Consider the following 24,342-nt stretch of genomic DNA (forward strand, 5'->3'; position numbering starts at 1 on the left):
TGATGAGGAAACCAATTGACATTAACTGCATAGGGGTAGCAGATAAATTTATGGAAACCTTACGAAATAATATCGATCAAATATCGCGCATTTCAGTTCTTCCTCTTGGCGCCTATGAGGCGCATGGTCCCCATTTGCCTTTTGAAACCGATGCATTGATTGCGCAGGCTGTTGTTGATCATGTTGCGGCTATTTTACCTCCCCATCTTAATGTCAATTTTTTAAATGTTGAACCAATTGGTTATTCTATTGAACATAAGCGGGTAAGTGGTACCAAAACACTTAGCTTTGATGAGGCAGTGGCACGTTGGATCAAAATTGGTGAGGAACAATTTAAAAAAGGTATCGATAAATTTGTGTTACTGAATGCCCATGGTGGAAACTCGCCTTTAATGACTATTGTTGCAACAGAACTGCGCGCGCGCTATCCGATGCTTTGTGTTACAACCAGTTGGACGCGCTTTGGTTTGCCGATTGGACTTATGAGTGACGATGAAAAAGCCCTCGATATTCATGCTGGGTTTATTGAAACATCGGTTATGCTTCATATTGCACCGCATTTGGTTGTAATGGAAAAGGCTAAGAATTTTAGCAATTTTCAAGCGCGTTGCAATTGCGATTTTAGCTATTTGCGCGCCTATGGTCGCCATAGCTTTGGTTGGTTGATGCAGGATCTTAACTGCGAGGGAGCTGCAGGTGACGCGAGCCGTGCCAGTGCAGCGGTTGGAAAAGCAATGTTAGATCATGCCGTCAAAGGTTTTATCAGTTTGCTTGAAGATGTTCATCGTTTTGATACCGAGCATTTTCAAAGGGTTGATAAACTATTCCCTTAAATAATTTAGAAACTACTGGGCAATTTAAAAAACAAATTTTGTAAATGATATTTGTTATACTATTTCAATTTAAACAAAACGCGCCTATATCATACCATATCTTGTCTTTTTAAAAAGAGGTTTAAGCCATGAGCGAGGCAGTAAGTGAAATCAAGAAAATTCCGGTAACCGTGTTAACCGGCTATCTTGGATCAGGAAAGACCACATTGCTCAATCGGATTTTGAGTGAAAATCATGGCAAGCGCTATGCGGTGATTGTCAATGAATTTGGTGAAATCGGCATTGATAATGATCTCATTGTGGAATCAGACGAAGAAATTTATGAAATGAATAATGGCTGCATTTGCTGCACTGTTCGCGGTGATCTTATCCGCGTGGTAGAAGGCTTAATGCGCCGCCCTGGTCGTTTTGATGCTATTTTGGTTGAGACCACTGGTCTTGCTGATCCCGTTCCTGTCGCGCAAACATTTTTTATGGATGAAGATGTTCGTTCTAAAACCATGCTTGATGCGGTAGTCGCATTGGTTGATGCCAAGCATTTGCCACTTCGCCTTAAAGATAGCCGTGAAGCTGAAGATCAAATCGCTTTTGCTGATATTGTTTTATTGAATAAAACTGATCTTGTTAATGCTGATGAGCTTGCATCCGTTGAAGCAACAATTAGGGCGATTAATCCAACTGCTGTCATTCACCGCACCGAGCGTGCCTCGATTGATCTTGCTAAGGTGCTCGATCGTGGTGCATTTGATTTAAAGCGCGCTCTTGATAATGATCCTTACTTCTTAGAGCATGGTGAAGAAGGTCACATTTGCGGTCCCGATTGCGGCCATGACCACAGCCATCAGCATAATCACGATCATAGCCACAGCCACGAGCATAGCCATCAACACGATCACGGTCACCATCATGAGCATGGTGCGGCCATTCATGACGTTACCGTGCAATCGGTATCATTGCGTAGTGGCGAACTTGATCCAGCAAAGTTTTTCCCATGGTTGCAAAATGTAACGCAAGCCCAAGGCCCAAATATTTTGCGCCTTAAAGGTATCATTGCTTTTAAAGGCGATGATGACCGTTATGTGGTGCAAGGGGTTCATATGATTATTGAAGGCGATCATCAACGGCCATGGAAAGACGGTGAGAAACGTGAAAGCCGTCTTGTCTTTATCGGTCGCCAATTGGACGCTGAAAAATTAAAATCTGGCTTTGAAGCCTGTGCGTGAGAGGTTTTATGCCGACAATAGCTCCAATTGATATTCAAAGCCATTGCCTTTTAGCTGGTTTCCTAGATGATAATCCATTTTTTATCTCGGCTGATGGTGTTCTGCATCATTTAGGCGAAGGCGAAAAGCAAATTGAAATCGGCAATGGTATTGCCAGCGCCAAAATTGCCGAAAACGGGCGTTTTGTGCTTACTGGCGGTGAGGATGGCCGTTTATGTAAGGTCAATGCCGATTTTTCCGTTATCGAATTGGAAAAACTCGGTAATAAATGGCTTACTGCCGTGGCAAACGGTCCTGATGATGCTTATGCTTATGGTACTGGGCGCGTCGCCTATGGTAGTGTACAGGGCAAAAGCCAAGAAATGCCCCATGAGCGCAGTATTGAAGACCTGGCTTTTGCGCCAAAAGGTCTTCGTCTGGCGCTTGCTCATTATAATGGTGTTACTTTGCATTGGCTTGGTACGGAAAGCAAACCCGTGTCGCTTGAATGGAAAGGCGCTCATACAATGGTGAATTTTTCGCCCGATGGGCGTTTTCTCGTAACGGCGATGCAGGAAAATGCCTTGCATGGTTGGCGGCTTGCTGACAATCAACATTTACGCATGTCTGGCTATCCTGCAAAAGTTAAAAGCTGGTCATGGAGCAGTAAGGGGCGTTATCTTGCAACGTCTGGTGCGCCTGCAGCCGTAGTTTGGCCCTTTTTAGGCAAAGATGGTCCGATGGGTAAAGCCCCATTAGAGCTTGGCACGAGAGCGAATATATTGGTGACATGTGTTGCTTGTCATCCAACTGAAGAAATGGTGGCTATCGGCTATGAAGATGGCATGGTGCTTTTTGTGCGTTTTGCTGACCAAAAGGAAGCACTGTTACGTCGCCCGGGGCAAGGGGCTATCAGCTCATTGGCTTGGGATAAAAGGGGTGAAAGATTGGCTTTTGGTTCAGAAGCTGGTGATTGCGGTATAATTGATATAACTGGGTAAGTTTCTACCTGTCGTTTAAAGTTTAAAAGGCATTTTCAGTTTTAAAAATTGAAAATGCCTTTTGTTATGCGATTTTTTAATTCTTAAGCCTTATCAAGAGTTGGATAGTCCGTATAGCCTTCTGCTCCTTGGCCATAAAGCTTGTCGGCTTTTAACTCATTAAATGGCCCATTTTGCTTTAATCGTTCAACAAAGTCGGGATTAGCAATGAAAGGTCGGCCAAAGGCGACGAGATCAGCATAGCCGCTATCAATGGCTTCTTCTGCCATGGCGCGATTATAGCCATTATTGGCAAGCCACGCAGCTTTACCTCCTGCATCGCGATAATGTTGGCGTAAACGGTGATAGTCAAAAGGATAGGGAGCCTCTTGATAATTACGGTCTGCCCCTGTTGCTCCTTCAATAATATGAATATAGGCAAGGTCATAAGCGGCTAATTCATCAATCAGCGCATCAAATAATGGCTGCGGATCATTATCATGAGCATCGTTAACTGGGGTTACTGGCGAGATACGAATAGCGGTGCGATGGGCGCCAATTTCACTAATAATCGCTTCAACAACTTCCAAAGTTAGGCGGATGCGATTTTCGATAGATCCACCATATTCATCATTGCGCTTATTGGAATTTTCACGCATGAAGGAATCAAGCAAATAACCATTGGCGGCGTGGATCTCTACTCCGTCAAAACCGCCTTCTTCTATCGCGCCTTTGGCTGCGCGTTTATAGTCTTCAATAACACGGCTAATCTCGTCAAGACGAAGTGCGCGCGGCTCAGACGTTGGCGCAAATTCCCCTTCACCCTTGTCATTGCGTATATATGTGTGGGCATCGGCTTTAATTGCTGATGGGGCAACAGGTGCACCGCCATTTGGTTGTAAGCTCGTATGGGAAATACGACCAACATGCCAAATTTGAGCAAATATCTTGCTACCCTTTTCATGAACTGCATCGGTTACTTGTTTCCAGCCAGCTAATTGTTCTTTGCTGTAAAGGCCAGGAACATCAATATAACCTTGGCCTTCTTGGCTAATGGCAGTGCCTTCAGAAATAATGAGGCCTGCACTAGCGCGTTGGCTATAATAAATGCGGTTTAACTCATTAGCAATGTTATTGGGCGAGCGATTACGCGTAAGTGGTGCCATAACAATGTGGTTTTTTAAGTTTAATGCATTAGATTTAAAGGGGTGAAATAATTTGCTCATTCTGCCTATCCTTAGTGACTATAATAAAGAGATAGGGCTTAAAATGCAGTTTAAAAAGAAGTGAAAGATAATTTAAATGGCTTTCTTGATCACGATTGCGCCATATTAGTGATAAAAGATGTTGAGCAAGTTTTTAAAAATGAACCAAAAATTCAAGTCTAATGCTTTCCTTAAGTGTTAAAAGGTATTAGAAGTTAAAAACAATTTCGAAATAAAATTTAAAAAGTGAATTAGTGTTTGATGACAATGAGTGTTTCGCAAAATAATAACCCAGCTATGAGTCAAGTATTTGATATCGCTAAAATTATTTCCACCGAAGTTAATGCCCGCCGCGAGCAAGTGGATGCTGCTATTGCATTGATTGATGAAGGAGCAACAATTCCCTTTATCGCACGCTATCGTAAGGAAGTAACTGGTGGTCTTGATGATACGCAATTGCGTTTACTTGGTGAGCGATTAACCTATTTGCGTGAGCTTGAAAGTCGCCGATCGACTATTTTACAAAGCATAGAAACACAAGGAAAGCTAACGGATGATTTGCGCAATAAGATTGCTGCCATCACCACTAAGTCAGAGCTTGAAGATGTCTATCTGCCCTATAAGCCAAAACGCCGCACACGGGCGCAAATTGCCCGCGAAAATGGTTTGGCGCCCCTAGTTGATGATATTTTTAATAACCGCGATAAATCACCAGAAGTTTTAGCGAAGTCCTATATTAATGATAAGGTTGCAGATACTAAATCTGCTCTTGAAGGTGCGCGCGATATTATTGCGGAAAATATGTCAGAAAATGCTGATCTACTGGGAATCTTACGCCAATATATGAAAGATCATAGTGTTCTTCACGCCAAGGTTGTTGATGGTAAGCAGAATGACGGTGCAAAATTTGCCGATTATTTTGACCATAGCGAACGCTGGGCAACTGTGCCAGGCCACCGTGCTTTGGCAATGTTGCGCGGCCGCAATGAAGATATTCTAGCTCTTGATTTAGAACTTGATATTGATGATCCAGCACCAATAAAGCCGGCGCAAAGACTAATTGCAAAAGCCTATGAAATCGGTTCAAACCTGCCGGGTGATTTATTCCTGATGGATGTTGCAGGTTGGGCTTGGCGGGTAAAACTGTCACTATCCTTAGGGCTAGATCTTATGCGCGAAATGCGTGAACGTGCTGACCAAGAAGCGATTGATGTTTTTGCCCGTAATTTAAAAGATTTGCTTTTGGCAGCTCCTGCCGGTTCGCGCACCACGATTGGGCTTGATCCGGGTATCCGTACAGGCGTTAAGGTTGCCGTTATTGACAAAACGGGCAAATTGCTTGAAACGGCAACTATTTATCCTTTCCAGCCTCGTAATGACATTACTGGTTCAAAAGCAGTGTTGGGCGCATTACTTATGCGTCATAAGGCGGAACTGATTGCCATTGGCAACGGTACTGGAAGCCGCGAAACAGAAAAGCTGGTTAATGATCTTCTTAAAGATGTACCAGAGCCTAAGCCAATTAAGGTTATTGTGTCAGAAGCTGGTGCATCGGTTTATTCCGCATCTGAACTTGCTGCGCGTGAATTTCCAGAGCTTGATGTGTCATTGCGCGGTGCAGTCTCTATCGCACGGCGTTTGCAAGACCCATTGGCAGAGCTTGTAAAAATTGAACCAAAATCCATCGGTGTTGGTCAGTATCAGCATGATGTTGACCAATTCCAATTGGCGCATTCGCTTGATGGGGTGGTTGAAGATGCGGTGAATGGTGTTGGTGTTGATCTAAATACCGCATCAGCTCCACTCCTTTCACGGGTTTCAGGTCTTGGCAAATCCTTGGCGGAAGCGGTCGTTGCCCATCGCGATCAAAACGGCCCATTTAAAAGCCGCAAAGGCTTGTTGGATGTAGCGCGCCTTGGTGCAAAAGCATTTGAACAATGCGCTGGCTTTTTGCGTATTCGTGATGGCAGTGAACCGCTTGATGCATCTAGCGTGCATCCCGAAGCCTATGATGTGGCACGTAAAATTGTAGCATCTTGTGGGCGTGATGTCCGTGATCTTATGGGTGATAGTGCAGCGTTAAAGAATATTGATCCGCGTGAATTTGTGTCAGGGCGTTTTGGTTTGCCAACTATTCGGGATATCTTATCAGAACTGGAAAAGCCGGGTCGCGATCCGCGCCCAGAGTTTAAAACTGCAAGCTTTACCGATGGTATTGAAGATATCAAGGATTTAAAAGTTGGTATGGAGCTTGAAGGTACGGTTACCAATGTGGCTGCCTTTGGTGCTTTTGTTGATATTGGCGTGCATCAAGATGGCCTCGTGCATATTTCTGAAATTGCCGATCGGTTTGTTAAAGACCCTCATGAAGTGGTTAAGGCTGGCGATATTGTTAAGGTAAAGGTTTTGGAAGTGGATGCACCACGCAAGCGCATTTCGCTTTCTATGCGTAAAGAAAATCCAGGTAGCGGTGCTGCGCAATCGCGTAATAATCATAGCACAAGCAACCAAGCTGCTCCGCGTCAAGCCAATGCGAATAACCAAGGTAAAGCTAAAGCAAATCGCGCTAAGCCGCAAGAAAGTGCTAGCGGCGGCGCATTTGGTGCAGCACTCCTTGATGCCATGAAGCGCAAGAAATAGCCAATACAGATATTTTACTGCCATAAATATCTAAATGATTATGGTAGTAAAATTTGTACATCGCTTTGCGTGTTTTTTTGCGATAAAAATGTATAAAAAGCAATGTGTCGATAATTGGTATTTATTTGTTAAATTTAATCAATATCCACGTAAAAAGACCGGCATTTATTTGGAAATTCAACGCACTTGCCTTATACATATTAGATTAGATTTTCTCGATTCGGATTCAAATATGTGATTGATTGTAAATTTCAATGATTGATATTTAATCCTCAACTTTACGCTTTTGGAAAGTGTATTTATTTGCAAGGGGAAGCTCTTGCATTTTTGGTGTGCGGCAAAAATAGCAAAGGTAATTGTTTATCTTGTATTTTGTTGGCAAACTTACACATTCCAATCTGCGGTTTTTAAAATGGATCAGTTCATGAGTGACGCAACAATGCCAGAGAATAACGCCGAATATGGCGCGGATTCAATCAAGGTTTTAAAAGGCCTTGATGCGGTGCGTAAACGCCCCGGCATGTATATTGGTGATACCGATGATGGTTCGGGTTTACACCATATGGTGTATGAAGTTGTAGATAATGCGATTGATGAGGCCTTGGCTGGTTACGCAGACTTGGTGACTGTAACGCTTAACGCCGATGGTTCTTGCACAGTAACTGATAATGGCCGCGGTATTCCAACTGATATTCACACTGGTGAAGGTGTTTCTGCTGCTGAAGTTATTATGACGCAATTGCATGCCGGTGGTAAATTTGACCAGAATTCTTATAAGGTTTCTGGTGGTTTGCATGGTGTTGGTGTTTCCGTTGTTAATGCTTTGTCGGTCTATCTGAAACTAAGCATTAAGCGTGCAGGTAAAATTCATGAAATGACCTTTACCCATGGCGTTGCAGATGGGCCATTGGCAATTGTAGGGGACGCAGGAGAAGCTACTGGTACGGCTGTAACTTTTTTACCAAGCACTGAAACTTTTACCAAAGTTGAGTTTGATTTTGATACACTTGAGCGCCGTTTGCGCGAACTTGCGTTCTTGAATTCAGGTGTACGTATTTTCCTCGCTGACCGCCGTCACGCGGATCATCGTGAAGAAGAATTGCATTATGATGGTGGTTTGATTGAGTTTGTAAAGTATATCGATCAGACAAAAACACCTTTGATTAGCGAGCCAATTTATATTAGCAGTGAAAAAGACGGTATGACCGTGGAAGTTGCTATGTGGTGGAATAATTCTTACCACGAAAAGGTTTTGTGCTTTACGAATAATATTCCTCAGCGTGATGGTGGTACCCATTTGGCTGGTTTCCGTGGTGCTTTAACCCGTCAGGTGAATGGCTATGCCGAAAGTTCTGGCATAGCTAAACGAGAAAAAGTTCAGCTTACCGGTGATGATTGCCGCGAAGGTTTAACTGCTGTTTTGTCGGTTAAGGTACCAGATCCTAAGTTTTCATCGCAAACTAAAGATAAGTTAGTTTCCTCAGAAGTTCGTCCTGTTGTTGAAAGCCTTGTTAATGAAGCTTTGGCAAGTTGGCTAGAAGAACATCCAACCGAAGCCAAAATATTAATCGGTAAGGTGGTTGAGGCTGCGGCAGCACGTGAAGCTGCTCGTAAAGCACGTGAGCTAACCCGCCGTAAAGGTGCGCTCGATATTTCGTCACTGCCTGGTAAACTTGCCGATTGCCAAGAACGTGATCCTGCCAAATCTGAAATCTTCATCGTTGAGGGTGACTCGGCTGGTGGTTCTGCTAAAAGTGGTCGTTCGCGGAAAAATCAGGCTATTTTGCCATTGCGTGGTAAGATTTTGAACGTTGAACGCGCACGGTTTGACCGTATGCTGTCATCAGATATGATTGGAACGCTCATCACTGCCCTTGGTACGTCTATTGGCAAGGACGAATTTAACGCGGATAAATTGCGCTATCACAAAATTATTATCATGACCGATGCGGACGTTGATGGTGCGCATATTCGTACTTTGTTGCTAACGTTTTTCTTCCGGCAGATGCCTGAACTTATTGAACGTGGTAATATTTATATTGCACAACCGCCGCTTTATAAGGTAACGCGCGGTAAATCATCGCAATATATCAAAAATGAGTCCGCCTTTGAAGAATTTTTGATTGATTCAGGACTTGATGAATGCTCATTGGAATTGCATTCCGGTGAAGTCCGCCGTGGTCAAGATTTGCGTCAATTGGCTGAAGAAGCCCGCCAACTGCGCCAATATTTAAATGGTTTACATACGCGCTATGACCGCTCTGTTGTTGAGCAAGCAGCCATTGCCGGGGTTCTTAATCCTGATGCGGTTGCCAATAATGAGCTTGCACAGATTGCTGCCGATAAGGTAGCAAGCCGTCTTGATCTTATTGCTGAAGATATGGAACGTGGTTGGAGCGGCCATGTCATGGATGATGGTGGCTTGCGCTTTGAGCGTACCTTGCGCGGTGTTAAGGATGTCGCCTTTGTCGATATGGCGCTTATTGGCTCGGCTGATGCACGTCAGATTAATCGTTTTTCAAGCCAATTAAATGAAGTTTATGGCGAGCCAGCAAAACTTTCGCGTAAAGATAAGGTTGAAACTGTCACTAGTGCTAATAATTTGCTTGAAAGTATTTTTGCAAGTGGTCGCAAAGGGCTTTCATTGCAGCGCTATAAAGGTCTTGGTGAAATGAATGCCGAGCAATTATGGGAAACAACTCTTGATCCTGATGCACGCACTTTATTGCAAGTTAAGGTGAGTGATGCAACAGAAGCAGATTCACTGTTTTCGCGCTTGATGGGCGATGAAGTGGAACCTCGTCGTGATTTTATTCAAGAAAATGCTCTTAATGTTGCTAATCTTGATGTTTAGAGGTTGATGATATTGACTTTTTTGGCGCTGGTTGGATCTTTCAACCAGCGTTTTTTTTGATGGAGTAAACTGGTTTAAATAGTCTGCTGAATTTGGCGGAAAAATTCTATGATGATAGTGACCATAAAGAAGGCGTTTTTATCTTTTACAGAGAAAAAACGAGATATTAGCAATTATTTTTATAAAAATGCTGATTGGTTAAGGCAGTTTTAATATAAAGCTGCACCTATAGGGACTTCATATTTTTAGTAAAATGGAGCATGGCTCGATTACAATGGTTGATTCTAGGTTTAAGAGTTTTTTGGCAGCAAAGCGCTTGGTAGGTAAAGCAGCTTTGGTTCTGGGTTTAAGTTTTTCTGCTCAAGCGGCAATGGCACAAAAAAGCGAGCATTTATTTGAAGCCCTTCGATTATCTCCTCAGCAGACAGAAATGCTAGGGTTAGAGCGAAAGGTTTTTGACTTTAAAAGTCCTAAACTGAATTTTGAAACTATTGTGCCAAAAGGTGCACAGTTGACACTAAATAACTATGAAGACCAAGTGGTTGAGGAAGGGCAAATTGGCCGGGTGCTCCCACTTGGCAAGGTTAGTTTTAGCCAAGATGGCGTTGCAATTGAAGATAATATTTTTTCTTATAAATTACGCTATGCCCCTGCAGCATTGCGGACGTGTCAATGGCAAATGCAACAAAATGGTTACTTCATTTTTCATTCTGTTGCCAAGGATAAGTTAGCAGAAGCAGAGCTTTTTGGCGTTCAATTTGATGGTGACAATAAAGTCGCTAGTAAGGCAGAATTTGGCTATTGTTATGCGCGCGGCGATGTTTTAATTGCACATTTCTTTTCAACGCCCCTTGATGGAGAGCCTCAGCAGCAAAAGTCAGCAGTAGATACTTTACGCAAGGCTGTTTCCTATTTTACGTCTAATCTTGTAATGGCTGATGGTAAGCCAAATGCTATCGATGACAATTTGATGCAAAATTTAGCTGTCGATCTTGACGGTGATACGCTTGTTTTGACTTATCCTAAGGGGCTTGATGTCGTTGTTGATAACTCCAAGCGCAAGATATTGCCGTATGAGTTCCATTTTTTACAAAAATTACAAAATGACGAAATTTTTAGTCATTTATTTTTATGGATTAACAAAGCAAGTGAGCCAGAAAGTGAAGAAAGTTTCCGCCGTCAAGCTGATATTTTTGCAGAAATTTATGTCTCATCGCAATTAAATACCAATAAAGTAAAGGCGAATAATTCAGAGCAAAATACTGATGGCGCATCGGGTGCTGCTGTAACGCCGCCATCATCACAGACCGATAACGCTGACAATAATATCAAATATGATTTTATCGGGCGCAATTCAATTCCAGGCTTTGCAGAAGCTGGGATTATGGCGCGTTCCTATCAATATAAGATTGTCGAAAAAAATAATCCTGATCATCCAACATTGTTTTTTGTCTCGGTTATTGGGTACAAAGATAAGACCTACGTGCTTTATTATCATAGCTTGCGCGGCGGCGTTTCAAAGGCAAGTGAATATTTCACTGGGCTTGCCGGTGATATTGCCTATGACACTATTCGTGAATCGATCTTTAATTATCTTGTTGGCTTAAAATAATAGAATACTATTAAGATGGCATGGTTGACCAAAATCATATTTCTGCAGATTTTGGTCGTCCAAACCGAGTTTCTTTTGTGTTTCGCTTTAAATATGTCATATTTTATTCTTATAATTGGCATTTAATCAATTGCGAGGCAAAATCATGAAATTACATCTTGTTGCGGCTCTTACATTTTTTTCTTTGGTGCCTAATGCTTTTGCTGAGAGCGTTTCAGTAACGGCGCCGGGTGTATCGATCACTGTTCCTGCGGCAGACGATGCTGATAGTACAGCAGACATTGAAGTGGCATCTTCTGGTGTTACCATTTCGGTAACCGGTAGCGATGACTTTTCTTCAGAAAAAGTGAAATATAAATGCGGCGATCAAGATGTGGTGGCGACTTATATCAATGCTAATGATATTTCGCTCGTACAACTTGATTTTAGTGACAAAACAATTGTTGCGGCCAATGTTCTTGCTGCTAGCGGTGCTAAATATGCTGGCGACCAATATATTTGGTGGGAAAATGAGGGCGAAGTTAGCCTTTATAATATCATCGATGATACTGAACAGAAAAAGCCAATTGCTTGCCTAGAAGATGCCAATGAAACGGGCGAATAAATTATTGTTAGTGATATAAATTTTATCACATATGAAAAACGGCTCTATTCCATTCGGTATAGGGCCGTTTTAATGTGCTTTTGCTGTTCGTTAAAGACTAAACTATCACAATATATAGTTATCACATATCCTTTAAATTCAATGAAGGTTTTTTTTCATTAAGGTAAAAGCCTATGGGGCGCGATTTTTAATCGTTTGAAGAATAATAAAGCAATCTAAATCTTTAATAAGTATAAGCATCTTTTAATTGATTTTGTGAGATTTATTATTCCAACGCCATTGCCACGGCTCAATAAAATGTCCCTGCCACATTCCTATTTTCTTTTGCTTGGCACTTTCTTGTACTTTATTATAATAGCCTTTTGAATAGCGCGGCCAATCAAGGGCAAAGCCTTTGCCGACCATGTATTTGCCAATATCTTGTTTGTCGGCCCTCGTACATTGTGCTACAAAGCGCTTATATTTATCCTTATATTGTATTTCGCACTGGATTGGTTGGGACTTGTTAAGCCAATCGGCCAAAGCCAAGGATGCTTTTTGTCCGCAAAGGTAATCTTGTCCGTTGGTATTGCTGCATAATTGATTGCTTTCTGGGGCATCAATGCCCCAAATGCGAATTCTTGTACCATGAATATCTATTGTATCGCCATCAATAACCGATGCGCGGCCTGAAATTATTTCACCTGCTATAAGTGGATTGGCAAAAACCATAAAAAATACAAAAATAAAAAAACGCATTTAGAAAACCTGTTGGACTTTGAGTAAGCCACTTAGTCTCATTTAATTTAATATGTGTATATATTAAAATTATATAACTAACTAATATTTAAGCTTCGGGTGGAATTACGAGTTAGTTTGGCTCATTTTGCGGTGCAAATGGCTAAAGGTTTTGGATATGTGGATTTTAACGCTTGTGTCAGGAATGTGAAATTGCTAAAAAATATAGGATTTTGGTAGGATTAAACTGAAAATATATCCGCTGGTAATGTGTTTATTTTGCTAAAGATGTAATGCAAAATTAGCAAAGATAAACACGTTTAGACGGAATATAGCACTCATTGGTTGAGCGTAAAGCAGCTATATTTGATGGTCTATTATGCTTGCCTTTGTGTGTTTAATAGTGAATTTCATAAGGTTGACTTGTTAATTATGCATCAATATTGAGCAAAGGATAAGGGGAAGTTTATTATGATAAAAAAAATTCTTGCGACAACGATTGCCGTTGTTGCCATGTCGGCTAATGCTTTTGCCGCAGATCCAATTAAGATTGGTGTTTATTTGCCGCTTACTGGGCAAAATGCATTTGGCGGCCAGCTAGAGCTTGAGGGCGTCCAGCTCGCCAATAAGATAAAGTCAGAAGTTTTAGGCCGTCCTGTAGAATTGATTATTGTCGATAATAAATCCGATAAGGTTGAAGCGGCTAATGCGGTTATGCGTTTAACAGCGAGTGACAAGGTTACCGGTATTATTGGCACCTATGGTTCTTCATTGGCGCTTGCGGGCGGTGAAGTTTCAGAACAGGCTAAAACACCTTCTATCGCAACATCAGCAACCAATCCATTGGTAACACAAGGTAAAAAATATTACTTCCGTGCCAGCTTTATAGATCCTTATCAAGGCGCAGGAGCTGCAACTTATGCAATCCAATCCTTACATGCGAAGAAAGCCGCAATTTTAAAAGATGTTTCTAATGATTATGCAATAGGTCTTGCTAATTATTTTAACTCATCTTTCAAGAAGCAGGGCGGTGATGTTGTCGCTAACTTAAACTATAATTCGGGGGATCAGGATTTTTCTGCAGCTTTAACCCAAATTATCGCACAAGAGCCTGATGTTCTTTTTATCCCTGCCTATTTTGCTGAAGGTGCAATCATCATGAAGCAAGCCCGTGAGCTTGGTGCGACATTCCGCATCATGGGCGGCGATGCAATGGATAATCCAGAAACAGTAACTATTGGTGGTGAAGCAGCTGAAGGTTTCTTACATACGACATTTCCTTATGATGAAAATATGCCAAATATGCCGGAAGCTGCCAAAGAGTTTACCACTGCATGGCGAGCAACTTTCCCCAATAAAGAACCTAATGTGAATGCTGTTCTTGGCTATACATCCTATATGATGTTCATAGAAGCGATAGAAAAGGCTGGCAGTGATGATCGCGAAATGATTACAGCAGAGCTTGAAAAACTTAAAGATTTCCAGACACCTTTTGGACCAATGACTATGGATAGTGGTCATAATCCTGAAATTCCAATCGGTGTAATTGAAATTAAAGATGGCAAGCGCACCTATCTTGGTGAAGTTAAGCCTGCGCTTTAATATTAGTTTGGGCATTGGTAAAAAGCTGATGCCCATTTACTCTTAAAATTTGCCTGTAATTAAAAATTTTTTATTTTTAAATTATGCAAACGATTTTGCTAGTTTAATGACAATGGGCCGGTTTGATGATAGCTCGTCATAAAAAATTTTTAATGATATGTAAAATTAGTAAATCATTGAAAATTCACTTAAATCGAGGTGCACTTAAAGTGGCTGTTTAAGAGAGTTGCGATGTACAATAAATCAGCAAGGCTGATTTGATCAAAGAAGGGAATGAGATGAGCACAGAAATGTTCATCCAGCATTTTTTTAATGCTTTGGCGCTTGGTTCGCTATATGGGCTTATTGCCATAGGTTATACCATGGTTTATGGTATTTTGCGCCTTATCAATTTCGCCCATGGCGATATTTTTATGTTGGGCGCTTATTTTGTCTTTTTTTCAACCATTAGTTTTATGCCGGCGTGGCTTGCTGTTTTGCTGATTTTACTGGCATTTATGGTTTATTATTCGGTCTTTGTCGGATTTAGGCAAAGACCGAAAATCTATTGGCTGTTATTTAGTTTTGTTCTCTTTATCGCTCTTATTTATTACGGTTTTATTGCACCTCAAGACTTTACACCAATTTGGATTTTAGCTGTTTGTTTTTCTGTCTTTGTCACCAGTGCGGCTGGTATTACCGTTGACCGTGTGGCCTATAAGCCATTGCGCGATGCGCCAAGAATTTCAGCTCTCATCAGTGCAATTGGTATGTCCTTTTTGATCGAAAATTTGGCAACAGTGCTTTTTAGTGGGGTGCCTAAAGCTGTTAAGCAACCTGAAATAATCGCCAAGCCAATTTTATGGCAATATGGCGAAGGCGCCAGCGGAATTATTCGTATTGTGCCAATGGCAATTATTGTACCCATTGTTACGGTTGTTTTAGTTATCGCTTTGCTGTTTATCATTAATAAAACCAAACCTGGGCTTGCTATGCGTGCCATCTCGCGCGATATCGAGACCACGCGTTTAATGGGTGTATCTGTTAATAAGATTATCGCTTTTACTTTTGGTCTTGGTTCCGCACTTGCTGCTATTGCCGGTATTATGTGGGCATTGCGTTATCCGCAAATCCATCCATATATGGGCATTGTTCCGGGGCTTAAAGCCTTTATTGCTGCAGTGATTGGTGGTATTGGCTCTATTCAAGGTGCAATGCTGGGTGGACTTTTACTTGGCTTTATCGAAATTATGATCATTGCATTTTTCCCTGAATTGTCTGGCTATCGCGACGCGTTTGCCTTTATTTTGCTTATCCTCATTTTGCTGGTTATGCCAACAGGTATTATGGGCAAGAAAAGTCAGGAGAAAATTTGATGTCACGATCAACTCAAGTTATCCTTTCTTTATTTGCTTGCCTATGTCTTATTAGTTTTCTCTTTTATGCTGAAAGACATTTTGATGGCTATCAATTGCGTATTCTTAACCTTATCGCCATTAATGCTATATTAGCGGTTTCGCTCAATTTGATTTATGGGTTTACTGGCATGTTTTCTTTAGGGCATGCTGGTTTTATGGCAATTGGTGCTTATGTTTGCGCCATTTTATTATTGTCACCTGAGCAAAAGGAAATAATGTGGATTTTGGAGCCAATGTTTGGCCCCTTGCAAAATGCCCATTTGCCCTTTTTCTTTGCGGTAATTGCAGGGGGCTTTTGTGCTGCCATTATCGGGCTTGTCATTGCATTACCCGTATTACGGCTTGGTGGTGATTATCTAGGTATTGCAACACTAGGTTTTGCTGAAATTATTCGCGTAGTGATTACTAATGCTACCCCAATAACTAATGGCTCTCTTGGTATTAAAGGCATACCTCAAGAAGCGACACTTTGGTGGAATTATGGCTGGCTTGCCTTCACCGTTATTTTTGTCGTTTTGTTGTTGCGCTCCAATACAGGCAATGTCTTGCGTTCTATTCGCGATGATGAAATTGCTGCGAAGACCATGGGCGTCAATACATTTTTCTATCGTTCAGCATCCTTTACGATTGGTGCTTTTTTTGCTGGGGTTGGCGGTGCGCTTATGGCGGCGCTTATTTCCACCATTGATCCTAAAATGTTTAACTTCTTGCTGACTTTCAACATTTTGATGATTGTTGTTGCAGGTGGTCTTGGCTCTATTACTGGCAGTATTGTCGGTTCAGTGATTATTACATACTTGCTTGAGAAATTGCGAATTGTTGAAAATCCGTTCTCCCCAGGCGTTGTCCACATTCCTGGTTTTCCTAATGCTAGCATTGATCTTAGCTTTATCAATATACCCGGTATACCCGGCCTGCGTATGGTGGTGTTTTCCGTTTTATTAATGGCTATTATTTTATTTTGGCGACGTGGATTATTAGGGCAAAATGAGTTTACATGGAATAATGCGCTTTCTTTAATAAAGCGGGTTTGGTTCTTTATAGTTGGTCGTAACACAAAAGCTAAAAAGCATGGAGAAGGCCAATGAGTGACACAATCCTAACTCTTGATAAAGTCACCATGCGCTTTGGTGGCCTAACTGCGGTAAATGGTGTTGAAGCAAATATAAAACGCGGTTCGATTTCTGGTATTATCGGCCCTAATGGCGCTGGCAAAACAACCCTATTTAATATGATTTCGGGCTTTTATACGCCGACAAGCGGTAAAATTCTTCTCGAAGGTCAAAAGGTTTCGGGGCTTCCAGCTGATAAGGTTTGCAAACGCCATATTGCCCGTACATTTCAAAATATTCGGTTGTTTTCTGGGTTGACTGTTTTGCAAAATGTTATGGTTGGTGCCCATTTACGCCAAAAATCGGCTTGGTTTTCGGCAGCATTTTTATGGCCAAAAGCACTGCGCGAAGAAAAAGCAGTAAAAAACCAATGTATGGAATTATTGGAAAGGGTTAATCTAGCGCATCTTGCTGATCAGCCTGCGACGTCCTTGCCCTATGGCGCCCAAAGAAGTTTAGAAATTGCTCGGGCCCTTGCCACCAATCCCAAGCTTTTATTGCTTGATGAACCTGCAGCAGGTATGAACCCGCAAGAAAGTGAAGAATTGCGCCATTTTATTGCTAAAATTCGCGATGATTTCAATCTCACCATCCTGCTTATTGAGCATGATATGCATGTGGTTATGAAGCTTTGTGAGCATATTTGGGTGCTTGAATATGGCACGTGTATTGCCGATGGCCTTCCACTGGATATTCGTAATAATCCAAAAGTAATTGAAGCCTATTTAGGTGGTGAAATTCATGTCAATTCTTGAAATTAAAGACCTTCATGTACGTTATGGTGCGATTAAGGCAGTGCATGGTATTTCCTTAAAAATCAAACATGGCAGTATCGTTACTTTAATCGGCGCTAATGGTGCAGGCAAAAGCTCAACTGTTCGCTCAATCGCTGGTTTAAATCGCAGTGTAAGTGGCGAAATATTATACAAGGGTGAACAAATTCTTGGGTTGCCGCCTGAATTGGTTATTCGAAAAGGTATTGCGTTAAGCCCTGAAGGCCGGCGAATTATGCCGCATTTAACCGTTTTAGAAAATTTGGAGCTAGGTGCATATATTCGCAATGATAAAGCGGGTATTAAGCAAGATATTGAATGGGTTTTTGACCTGTTCCCAAGGCTGCGTGAGCGTTCCAAACAGCTTGGCGGCACAATGTCGGGTGGTGAACAGCAAATGCTTGCAGTGGGGCGTGCTTTGATGAGCAATCCCGATCTTGTTATGCTGGATGAGCCTTCCTTGGGGCTCGCGCCAATTTTGGTTCAAGAAATTTTTTCAATCATTTTAAAGATTAATAAAATGGGTAAAACTGTTTTGTTAATTGAGCAAAATGCCAATGCAGCTTTATCTATTGCCCATCATGCTTATATTCTTGAAGTTGGTAATATTATCAAGGAAGGCGAAGGGAAAGCTTTATTGGAAGATCCAAGCATAAAACAAGCTTATCTTGGTGGCTAAATCATCAAGCTTTGCATTGCTCTTATTTATCTTAATTAAAAAGGGAGGCTTAAAGCCTCCCTTTTATATTACTTAAACTGACAATCTGCCTTTAAATAAGTCTTAAGCAACTTCGCGGTTTGGAAATTTTGTAACATTGCCCGAATAATTATCAGGCATTTCTTGTTCTATAGTTAAGCCGCCCGCACGTAGTAATTGGGTGAACCGGCCACCTTTTAGTGAAAGCTCACGGAATGAGCCTTGTTCAATAATGCGCCCCTGATCCATGAAAAGAACAAGATCAGCATTGCGTACTGTTGATAGGCGGTGAGCAATCACAAAAGTTGTGCGGTCACGGCTAACCTGATCAATGGCATCTTTAACTTTAGCTTCGGTTTCAACGTCTAAGGCACTTGTTGCTTCATCAAGTACCAAAATAGGTGCATTCTTTAAAACAGCGCGGGCAATTGCAAGGCGTTGACGTTCACCACCTGAAAGACGTGAGCCACGTTCACCAACTTTGGCCTGATAGCCATTGCCCTTTACCAAAATAAAATCATGGGCAGCAGCGCTTTTAGCGGCATCTTCAATTTCTTTAACGCTAGCACCTTGCTTACCAATGCCGATGTTTTCAAGGATTGAACGGTTAAATAGCCCAGCATCTTGGAAAACAGTGGCAAGACATTTACGCAATGAATCGCGTGAAATTTTACGCGTATCAGTACCATCGATAGAAATATTACCAACTGCTGGATCATATACCCGTTGTAAAAGGTTGATCAAAGTGGTTTTACCTGCCCCTGTTGGACCAACGATGGCAACGGTTTGTCCAGCTTTTGCTTCAAAGCAAACATCATAAACGCCCTGGCCAGAATTAGCAAATTCAAAGGTTACATGATCAAACTTAACGAAGCCTTTTACATTTTCCAATGCTGGTAGATTTTGTGGCTCTGCTTGGGCAATGGTTGAATCTTCCATTTCATAAAATTCATCAAGCTTAGCGCGTGAAGATACTGCAAGGTTGATAAAGGCAGTGATTTGATCAAGACGACCAATCATCAATTGTGCAAAGCCAACAAAGGCAACAACATTGCCAACAACCATTTGGCCGCGTGATACAAGTACGGCGCCAAGTAGAAGTACAACTACCATAGAAATAGTGGACGCCATACGATTTAAGCCACTTGCTAAAGCCCACCAATTTAGAACGGGATATTGGGCGCCAAGTAAACTCTCTGTATGCTGACGCAATGCTTTAGATTCTGCTTGAATGCGGTTATAGCCTTGAACAACCGATACGTTGGAAATTGAATCTGAAACATGTTCAAATAATGTATGGTGGTGATGTTCAATAGCTTCTTGTCCGTCCTTGGTCTTTTTCATAACCAAGCGAGCAATCATCACATATACAACGCCTAGTACAGCAAGCACCATAGTCAAACGCCAATCCATTGACAGCGCAGTTGGTACCAACATAACTAGAACAACAATAGTTGAAAGATGTTGGCGCATAAATTCAAGCCAAATGGCAGAAAGTGAATCTGTCGCGCGAATAAGTGTATGCAAAGCGCTAGAGGTACCGCGCCCCTGATGCCAAGATAGTGGCATAGCAATGATACGCTCATAGGATTTTGTTAAAGTATCAAGGCGCAAGCGATGGGCCAAGCGGTCGGCTCCGCGCGCAACGAGTACATAAGCAACAATATTAAAAATACCAAAGCCAACCCATAGGCTAAGATTAGTGAAAACATCACCCTTATCAGCAATGGCACCGATGATGCGGCCAAATAAAATAGGTTCGGCGATAACAATTATCGACAAAATAACATTGGCTAGACAAATCGATATAGCCGATTTTTTTTCTCCGCCAAGATAGGAAAGCGCACGCATATAAGTTTGAAATATTGACACGGTATTCGTGCTCCATAAAATATAGCTAGAAATTAAATTCTCTTTGCCTTATTTCATGCCCTAATGACTAATATGTGTCAGGGAAAGCCACTTTTGGAATCGCATTGTAACCAGTCGTGATAATTAGTTTTTTAAAAAATGTTAAAATTTATTTAAAAAAAACCTATCGATCAAACAGAAAGTTTTCTAATTTTCAAATTAGTGGGATGATGGAACTACACCATTTTGGTAACATATTGGTATTTAATGATTTTTATTGTTTTAATTGCGCGCTAATGTGCTTAACTAATCGATTTAAATGCAAATTTAGTCAGATAAAAAGCACGGTTTTGTTCTTGAAATTAGTAAGACTTGGATACAATTAAAAACAAAATGTGATTTAAAGGTTTTCACCAAACTATCATGATGACGATGCATTTTGATGGATTGGCATTACTTTGATGATGCTGATTCTAGAAAATTTAGCTAAAAGATGCGGAAAAGCAAATATATATTGCATTTGATAGTGGTAATATTGCATTAAGGTGCAAAGAAGATACGACTGCCATTGGGCAAGGAGATAAGCGCATGACCGGACAGAAAACGGTTGAGTTAAAAACTGTTGAAAATGATGAAGCGGGCATGCGGCTTGATCGTTGGTTTAAGGTTCATTATCCTGGCTTGGGTTTTGGTGCATTGCAAAAGCTTTTGCGTTCTGGGCAAATCCGCTTGGATGGCGGGCGGGTTAAATCTGATACCCGTCTTAATGCTGGGCAAACCATGCGTGTGCCACCATTAAGCGTTGATGAAAAAGCCTCTGGTCCGTTAACTGGTAAAACCATACGTGGGCAAAATGATGGTGATGTTTTAGCGCAAATGCTCATTTATGAAGACCCAAAGGTTTATGTATTTAATAAACCATCTGGACTTGCAGTGCAGGGCGGCTCAGGTGTTGCACGCCATGTTGATGGCATGCTTGAGGCTTGGCGCAATAAAAAAGGTGAAAAACCGCGCCTTGTTCACCGTATTGACCGTGATACCTCTGGGGTTTTGGTTGTTGCCCGTACACGTAGCGCCGCTCAAAGCTTAACGGCAGCTTTTCGTGAGCGTGAAACTAAAAAGACCTACTGGGCGATTGTGCGTGGTGTGCCACGCCGCCGCCAAGATAAAATTTCAACTTGGCTGGTGCGTGAAACAACTCCCGATGGCGACCGTATGCGGGTTTGCGAACATGGCGAGCCTGATTCCGATCACGCGGTTTCTTATTACCGAGTTATTGAAACGGTAGGCCGCGATATTTCATGGTTGGAGATGGAGCCGTTTACGGGACGTACTCACCAATTGCGCGTGCATGCGGCTTTTATGGATAATCCGATTTTAGGCGATTCAAAATATTTTTATGCGGATCAAAATTGGGTTTTCCCTGGTGGTATTCAAAACCGGTTGCATCTTCATGCGCGCCGCATTCGTATTCCAAATCCTGCTGGTGGCATGATTGACGTTAGCGCGCCATTGCCACCCCATATGGTACAGACATTCAATCTTCTTGGGCTTGATGAAGAAGATGGTAATGAATAATGCCAAATGATTTACGCCTTGTGCTTTTTGATTGTGATGGCACTTTAATTGACAGTTTCTCAACCATCAAAAATTGCATGGTGAATGCTTTTGAGGATTTTAATTTTCCTGTACCAAGTGATGCAGCAATAAAATCGATCATTGGTCTGTCGCTGCCAATTGCTATTACAAGATTGGCGCAAGGTGTTGGAATATCAAGTAATGTAACAGTTCCAGCCGATGAGATGACAGCTTGTTACAAACAGCATTTCAATCGCTTGCGCGATAAAAATCGGGTATGTGAGCTTTTATATTCAGGCATTAGCGAATTGTTAAAACAGCTGTCATCTATGGATAATATTATCCTTGGCATGGTGACCGGCAAATCAAGGCGCGGCGTTGATATGGTGATGGCTGAGCAAGGATTTAACTGCTTTGTTGCTAGCCGCTGTGCCGATGAATGTCCGTCAAAGCCGCATCCTGCGATGGTGCTTGAATGTTGCGATGAAACTGGTGTTACACCAGAATGCACCCTTGTTGTTGGCGATGCAATTTATGATATGCAAATGGCAAAGGCAGCAGGCGCCAAAGCTATAGGTGTTGATTGGGGCTATCACAAGGCTGAACAATTGTTAAAGGCTGGTGCAGATTCATTGTTGAAGCAACCATTGGACTTGCTGAAATTGCTATCATAAAAATAGCACTTTTGATATAAAGTGCTTATGAGCTAGATGACCAAAATATAGGAATAAAATTATGCGTAATGTTTTTACCGACATAGAGCCTTGGGATGATGAAAAAGACCCAATGGTGTCAGCTCAGGAAAAAATGAAACATAAATTGCCCAAACGTTTTTATGAAAAGGCTGAAAGCTTAACGAGCGAAAATGGTGTTGAAATACGTCTTGATGGTCGTTCGGTCAAAACGCCCGCCCGTAAAATTTTAGAGCTTCCAAATCAAGCATTGGCAGATTTAATCGCGCAAGAATTTAATGCGCAGGTTGACGTGATTGATCCAGCCAAAATGCCAATCACTCGTCTTGCTAATACGGTTATCGATGGCATAGCCGAAGATAGTGAGCCGGTCGTTGAAGATCTATTACGCTTTGGTCTTTCTGATTTACTTTTTTACCGTGCATCCGCACCTGTGGAATTGGTGGAGCGGCAACAAAAATTATGGGATCCTATACTTGATTGGGCTGAAACACGCTTAACCACCCGCTTTACCTTAGGTGAGGGGGTAATGTTTATTCCCCAGTCTGATAATTCAAGTTGGGCAATTCGCAGCTATTTACAAAACTATTTAGATAAGCCTTTCGAATTGGCCGCCCTTCATATGTTAACAACTTTGTCTGGTTCAGCATTGATTGCTTTTGCGATAAATGATGGTCATTTAACTGTCGAAAATGGTTGGAGGATTGCTCATCTCGATGAAGATTGGACGAATGAGCAATGGGGTGAGGATGAAGAAGCGATGATGCGGCGCTCTAACCGAGAAGCCGAATTTTATGCGGCATCTGCAGTGCTTGCGGCATTAAAATAAAATCTGATTTTAGTGACCTTTGTATTAGAGCGTTTTTTGAAAAAAGTGTGAAGCGGTTTTCGGCCAAAAACGCGGTGTAAACAATGGATTAGAGCGCCGATCTGATCTAATCAGATCGAAATGCGCTCTAATTTTAAAAGTCCAATAAGTTTTTGGGGAGAAATTTATGAAAGCTATTTTTTATGATGCTTTTATGCAAAGGCCACAAATAGTCAATTTACCTGATCCAACACCACATGATAATAGTGTGGTTATCGCCGTTAAGGCAACAGGTGTTTGTCGCCTTGATTGGCATGCAGGCTTGGCGTTAGGATGCTATGCTTGATATGATTTTGGCTGGAACGATCAAACCACAACAACTCACTGGTCAGTTTATCACCTTAGAACAAGGTATTGATGCCTTGATCTCTATGGATAAATCAACCAATATTGGTATGAGCATCATCAATAGCTTTTAATTGTTTTTAAGTTCATAAAAACAGCGATTTTATACCATCGGCCACGAGTTGGACAGCTAGGGCTGCGAGGAGTAGCCCGAACAAGCGGGTAACGATGGAGCGACCAGCAACACCAATTAAACGATCAATTGCTGGTGAAAGGCGCATGAAAAAATAGCAGCATAAAACTGCGATGAAAAGCACGCCAAGGGTGATCGCTTTACCACTCCAGCCGGGATTATTGCCAGCCATCAAAATGGTTGCTGAAATAACGCCAGGGCCAGCAATCATCGGCATAGCAAGGGGAAATGCAGCAATATTGGTAATGTGATCCTTGGTAATAATGATTGCGGCGGTTTTTTCCTTGCGTTCGGTGCGTTTTTCAAAAATCATTTCAAAGGCGATGAAAAATAGCAAAATACCACCAGCTATTCTAAAAGCACCAAGCGATATACCTAGGGTTGTGATAATCTGCGTACCAACAAGGGCAAAAAATGCCAATATCACAAAGGCAATTGTTGCAGCAATGATAGCCGTTTGCTTTTGTTCCTTACCATTCATGCCGACACTAAGCGACAAAAAGATTGGAATGAGACCGGGCGGATCGATCGTTACCAATAGTGTAATTAATGTATTTAGAATCTCAATCATTGCTGCTTCGCTTAAATGCTCTGTGGTTTTTCTTATGCACTAAAATGCATAATGCATCTAGTTGAAATTTTATTAT

The 24,342-nt window shown here is 41.8% G+C and carries 21 protein-coding genes; 17 read left to right on the forward strand and 4 right to left on the reverse strand.

Annotated features, from left to right (window positions below; genetic code table 11):
* Window positions 1-50 precede the first annotated feature (50 nt).
* The 3 genes from N5852_RS04670 (at window position 51) to N5852_RS04680 (ending at window position 3,036) form a co-directional block, all read left to right on the forward strand.
* Window positions 51-833 carry a creatininase family protein gene (locus N5852_RS04670; RefSeq protein ID WP_262099259.1) on the forward strand — a complete coding sequence of 261 codons (783 nt, stop codon included), beginning with the start codon at window positions 51-53 and terminating at the stop codon, window positions 831-833.
* A gap of 128 nt (window positions 834-961) precedes the next feature.
* Entirely contained in the window at window positions 962-2,056 is a 1,095-nt protein-coding gene (locus N5852_RS04675; protein WP_262099260.1) for a CobW family GTP-binding protein, read from the forward strand.
* An 8-nt stretch (window positions 2,057-2,064) separates the two neighbouring features.
* Window positions 2,065-3,036: a WD40 repeat domain-containing protein gene (locus N5852_RS04680; RefSeq protein WP_262099262.1), complete on the forward strand. Its 972-nt coding sequence runs from the start codon at window positions 2,065-2,067 to the stop codon at window positions 3,034-3,036.
* 83 nt (window positions 3,037-3,119) lie between these two features.
* Here N5852_RS04680 and N5852_RS04685 read toward each other — a convergent pair whose 3' ends face one another.
* Window positions 3,120-4,241, reverse strand: coding sequence for an alkene reductase (locus tag N5852_RS04685; protein WP_262099263.1), 1,122 nt, complete (start codon window positions 4,239-4,241; stop codon window positions 3,120-3,122).
* 276 nt (window positions 4,242-4,517) lie between these two features.
* Between N5852_RS04685 and N5852_RS04690 the strand changes: the two genes are divergently transcribed.
* The 4 genes from N5852_RS04690 (at window position 4,518) to N5852_RS04705 (ending at window position 11,930) form a co-directional block, all read left to right on the forward strand.
* Window positions 4,518-6,860 (forward strand): Tex family protein, encoded by a 2,343-nt coding sequence (locus N5852_RS04690; RefSeq protein ID WP_315973242.1) that lies wholly within the window; start codon window positions 4,518-4,520, stop codon window positions 6,858-6,860.
* A 439-nt stretch (window positions 6,861-7,299) separates the two neighbouring features.
* Complete coding sequence (gene gyrB, locus N5852_RS04695) at window positions 7,300-9,714, forward strand: DNA topoisomerase (ATP-hydrolyzing) subunit B (RefSeq protein ID WP_371739829.1); 2,415 nt, start codon at window positions 7,300-7,302, stop codon at window positions 9,712-9,714.
* Between the two features lie 274 nt (window positions 9,715-9,988).
* A complete protein-coding gene (locus tag N5852_RS04700) occupies window positions 9,989-11,326 on the forward strand; it encodes a hypothetical protein (protein ID WP_262099265.1) in 1,338 nt (445 codons plus the stop codon).
* Between the two features lie 145 nt (window positions 11,327-11,471).
* Complete coding sequence (locus N5852_RS04705; protein WP_262099266.1) at window positions 11,472-11,930, forward strand: MliC family protein; 459 nt, start codon at window positions 11,472-11,474, stop codon at window positions 11,928-11,930.
* Between the two features lie 243 nt (window positions 11,931-12,173).
* Here N5852_RS04705 and N5852_RS04710 read toward each other — a convergent pair whose 3' ends face one another.
* Window positions 12,174-12,668 (reverse strand): thermonuclease family protein, encoded by a 495-nt coding sequence (locus N5852_RS04710; protein WP_262099268.1) that lies wholly within the window; start codon window positions 12,666-12,668, stop codon window positions 12,174-12,176.
* 447 nt (window positions 12,669-13,115) lie between these two features.
* Between N5852_RS04710 and N5852_RS04715 the strand changes: the two genes are divergently transcribed.
* The 5 genes from N5852_RS04715 to N5852_RS04735 all read left to right on the forward strand — a co-directional run bounded on the left by N5852_RS04715 (window position 13,116) and on the right by N5852_RS04735 (window position 18,210).
* Window positions 13,116-14,249 (forward strand): ABC transporter substrate-binding protein, encoded by a 1,134-nt coding sequence (locus tag N5852_RS04715; RefSeq protein WP_262099688.1) that lies wholly within the window; start codon window positions 13,116-13,118, stop codon window positions 14,247-14,249.
* Between the two features lie 278 nt (window positions 14,250-14,527).
* Window positions 14,528-15,604, forward strand: a complete 1,077-nt coding sequence (locus tag N5852_RS04720) for a branched-chain amino acid ABC transporter permease (RefSeq protein WP_262099269.1) — start codon at window positions 14,528-14,530, stop codon at window positions 15,602-15,604.
* On the forward strand, window positions 15,604-16,734 hold the full coding sequence (locus tag N5852_RS04725; RefSeq protein WP_262099270.1) for a branched-chain amino acid ABC transporter permease: 1,131 nt from the start codon (window positions 15,604-15,606) through the stop codon (window positions 16,732-16,734). Before N5852_RS04720 ends, N5852_RS04725 begins: the two co-directional genes overlap by 1 nt.
* A complete protein-coding gene (locus tag N5852_RS04730) occupies window positions 16,731-17,513 on the forward strand; it encodes an ABC transporter ATP-binding protein (protein WP_262099271.1) in 783 nt (260 codons plus the stop codon). The genes N5852_RS04725 and N5852_RS04730 overlap by 4 nt, the downstream gene beginning before the upstream one ends.
* Window positions 17,500-18,210 (forward strand): ABC transporter ATP-binding protein, encoded by a 711-nt coding sequence (locus tag N5852_RS04735; RefSeq protein WP_262099272.1) that lies wholly within the window; start codon window positions 17,500-17,502, stop codon window positions 18,208-18,210. Before N5852_RS04730 ends, N5852_RS04735 begins: the two co-directional genes overlap by 14 nt.
* 102 nt (window positions 18,211-18,312) lie before the next feature.
* On the opposite strand, the gene N5852_RS04740 is transcribed toward N5852_RS04735, so the two are convergent.
* Window positions 18,313-20,100 (reverse strand): glucan ABC transporter ATP-binding protein/ permease, encoded by a 1,788-nt coding sequence (locus tag N5852_RS04740; protein WP_262099273.1) that lies wholly within the window; start codon window positions 20,098-20,100, stop codon window positions 18,313-18,315.
* Between the two features lie 567 nt (window positions 20,101-20,667).
* Between N5852_RS04740 and N5852_RS04745 the strand changes: the two genes are divergently transcribed.
* The 5 genes from N5852_RS04745 (at window position 20,668) to N5852_RS04765 (ending at window position 23,636) form a co-directional block, all read left to right on the forward strand.
* Window positions 20,668-21,657 (forward strand): RluA family pseudouridine synthase, encoded by a 990-nt coding sequence (locus N5852_RS04745; protein WP_182418910.1) that lies wholly within the window; start codon window positions 20,668-20,670, stop codon window positions 21,655-21,657.
* Window positions 21,657-22,331 carry an HAD-IA family hydrolase gene (locus N5852_RS04750; protein WP_262099275.1) on the forward strand — a complete coding sequence of 225 codons (675 nt, stop codon included), beginning with the start codon at window positions 21,657-21,659 and terminating at the stop codon, window positions 22,329-22,331. Before N5852_RS04745 ends, N5852_RS04750 begins: the two co-directional genes overlap by 1 nt.
* Window positions 22,332-22,392: 61 nt before the next feature.
* The gene (locus tag N5852_RS04755; RefSeq protein ID WP_262099276.1) at window positions 22,393-23,178 is read left to right on the forward strand and encodes an ATP12 family chaperone protein; all 786 of its coding nucleotides are present in this window, start codon (window positions 22,393-22,395) and stop codon (window positions 23,176-23,178) included.
* 166 nt (window positions 23,179-23,344) lie between these two features.
* On the forward strand, window positions 23,345-23,503 hold the full coding sequence (locus N5852_RS04760; protein WP_262099277.1) for a hypothetical protein: 159 nt from the start codon (window positions 23,345-23,347) through the stop codon (window positions 23,501-23,503).
* Window positions 23,496-23,636 carry a hypothetical protein gene (locus N5852_RS04765; RefSeq protein ID WP_262099278.1) on the forward strand — a complete coding sequence of 47 codons (141 nt, stop codon included), beginning with the start codon at window positions 23,496-23,498 and terminating at the stop codon, window positions 23,634-23,636. Before N5852_RS04760 ends, N5852_RS04765 begins: the two co-directional genes overlap by 8 nt.
* Window positions 23,637-23,648: 12 nt before the next feature.
* On the opposite strand, the gene N5852_RS04770 is transcribed toward N5852_RS04765, so the two are convergent.
* Window positions 23,649-24,266: a MarC family protein gene (locus N5852_RS04770; RefSeq protein ID WP_262099279.1), complete on the reverse strand. Its 618-nt coding sequence runs from the start codon at window positions 24,264-24,266 to the stop codon at window positions 23,649-23,651.
* Window positions 24,267-24,342 lie beyond the last annotated feature (76 nt).

The organism is Bartonella sp. HY328 (assembly GCF_025449335.1).
Taxonomy (GTDB): domain Bacteria; phylum Pseudomonadota; class Alphaproteobacteria; order Rhizobiales; family Rhizobiaceae; genus HY038.

What these genes read in the sequence shown, in the direction of transcription:
- N5852_RS04670 (WP_262099259.1), top strand. Translation starts at nt 51, where the DNA reads ATGGAAACCTTACGAAATAATATCGATCAAATATCGCGCATTTCAGTT.
- N5852_RS04675 (WP_262099260.1), top strand. Translation starts at nt 962, where the DNA reads ATGAGCGAGGCAGTAAGTGAAATCAAGAAAATTCCGGTAACCGTGTTA.
- N5852_RS04680 (WP_262099262.1), top strand. Translation starts at nt 2,065, where the DNA reads ATGCCGACAATAGCTCCAATTGATATTCAAAGCCATTGCCTTTTAGCT.
- N5852_RS04685 (WP_262099263.1), bottom strand. Translation starts at nt 4,241, where the DNA reads ATGAGCAAATTATTTCACCCCTTTAAATCTAATGCATTAAACTTAAAA.
- N5852_RS04690 (WP_315973242.1), top strand. Translation starts at nt 4,518, where the DNA reads ATGAGTCAAGTATTTGATATCGCTAAAATTATTTCCACCGAAGTTAAT.
- gyrB (WP_371739829.1), top strand. Translation starts at nt 7,300, where the DNA reads ATGCCAGAGAATAACGCCGAATATGGCGCGGATTCAATCAAGGTTTTA.
- N5852_RS04700 (WP_262099265.1), top strand. Translation starts at nt 9,989, where the DNA reads ATGGTTGATTCTAGGTTTAAGAGTTTTTTGGCAGCAAAGCGCTTGGTA.
- N5852_RS04705 (WP_262099266.1), top strand. Translation starts at nt 11,472, where the DNA reads ATGAAATTACATCTTGTTGCGGCTCTTACATTTTTTTCTTTGGTGCCT.
- N5852_RS04710 (WP_262099268.1), bottom strand. Translation starts at nt 12,668, where the DNA reads ATGCGTTTTTTTATTTTTGTATTTTTTATGGTTTTTGCCAATCCACTT.
- N5852_RS04720 (WP_262099269.1), top strand. Translation starts at nt 14,528, where the DNA reads ATGAGCACAGAAATGTTCATCCAGCATTTTTTTAATGCTTTGGCGCTT.
- N5852_RS04725 (WP_262099270.1), top strand. Translation starts at nt 15,604, where the DNA reads ATGTCACGATCAACTCAAGTTATCCTTTCTTTATTTGCTTGCCTATGT.
- N5852_RS04730 (WP_262099271.1), top strand. Translation starts at nt 16,731, where the DNA reads ATGAGTGACACAATCCTAACTCTTGATAAAGTCACCATGCGCTTTGGT.
- N5852_RS04735 (WP_262099272.1), top strand. Translation starts at nt 17,500, where the DNA reads ATGTCAATTCTTGAAATTAAAGACCTTCATGTACGTTATGGTGCGATT.
- N5852_RS04745 (WP_182418910.1), top strand. Translation starts at nt 20,668, where the DNA reads ATGACCGGACAGAAAACGGTTGAGTTAAAAACTGTTGAAAATGATGAA.
- N5852_RS04750 (WP_262099275.1), top strand. Translation starts at nt 21,657, where the DNA reads ATGCCAAATGATTTACGCCTTGTGCTTTTTGATTGTGATGGCACTTTA.
- N5852_RS04755 (WP_262099276.1), top strand. Translation starts at nt 22,393, where the DNA reads ATGCGTAATGTTTTTACCGACATAGAGCCTTGGGATGATGAAAAAGAC.
- N5852_RS04760 (WP_262099277.1), top strand. Translation starts at nt 23,345, where the DNA reads ATGAAAGCTATTTTTTATGATGCTTTTATGCAAAGGCCACAAATAGTC.
- N5852_RS04765 (WP_262099278.1), top strand. Translation starts at nt 23,496, where the DNA reads ATGCTTGATATGATTTTGGCTGGAACGATCAAACCACAACAACTCACT.
- N5852_RS04770 (WP_262099279.1), bottom strand. Translation starts at nt 24,266, where the DNA reads ATGATTGAGATTCTAAATACATTAATTACACTATTGGTAACGATCGAT.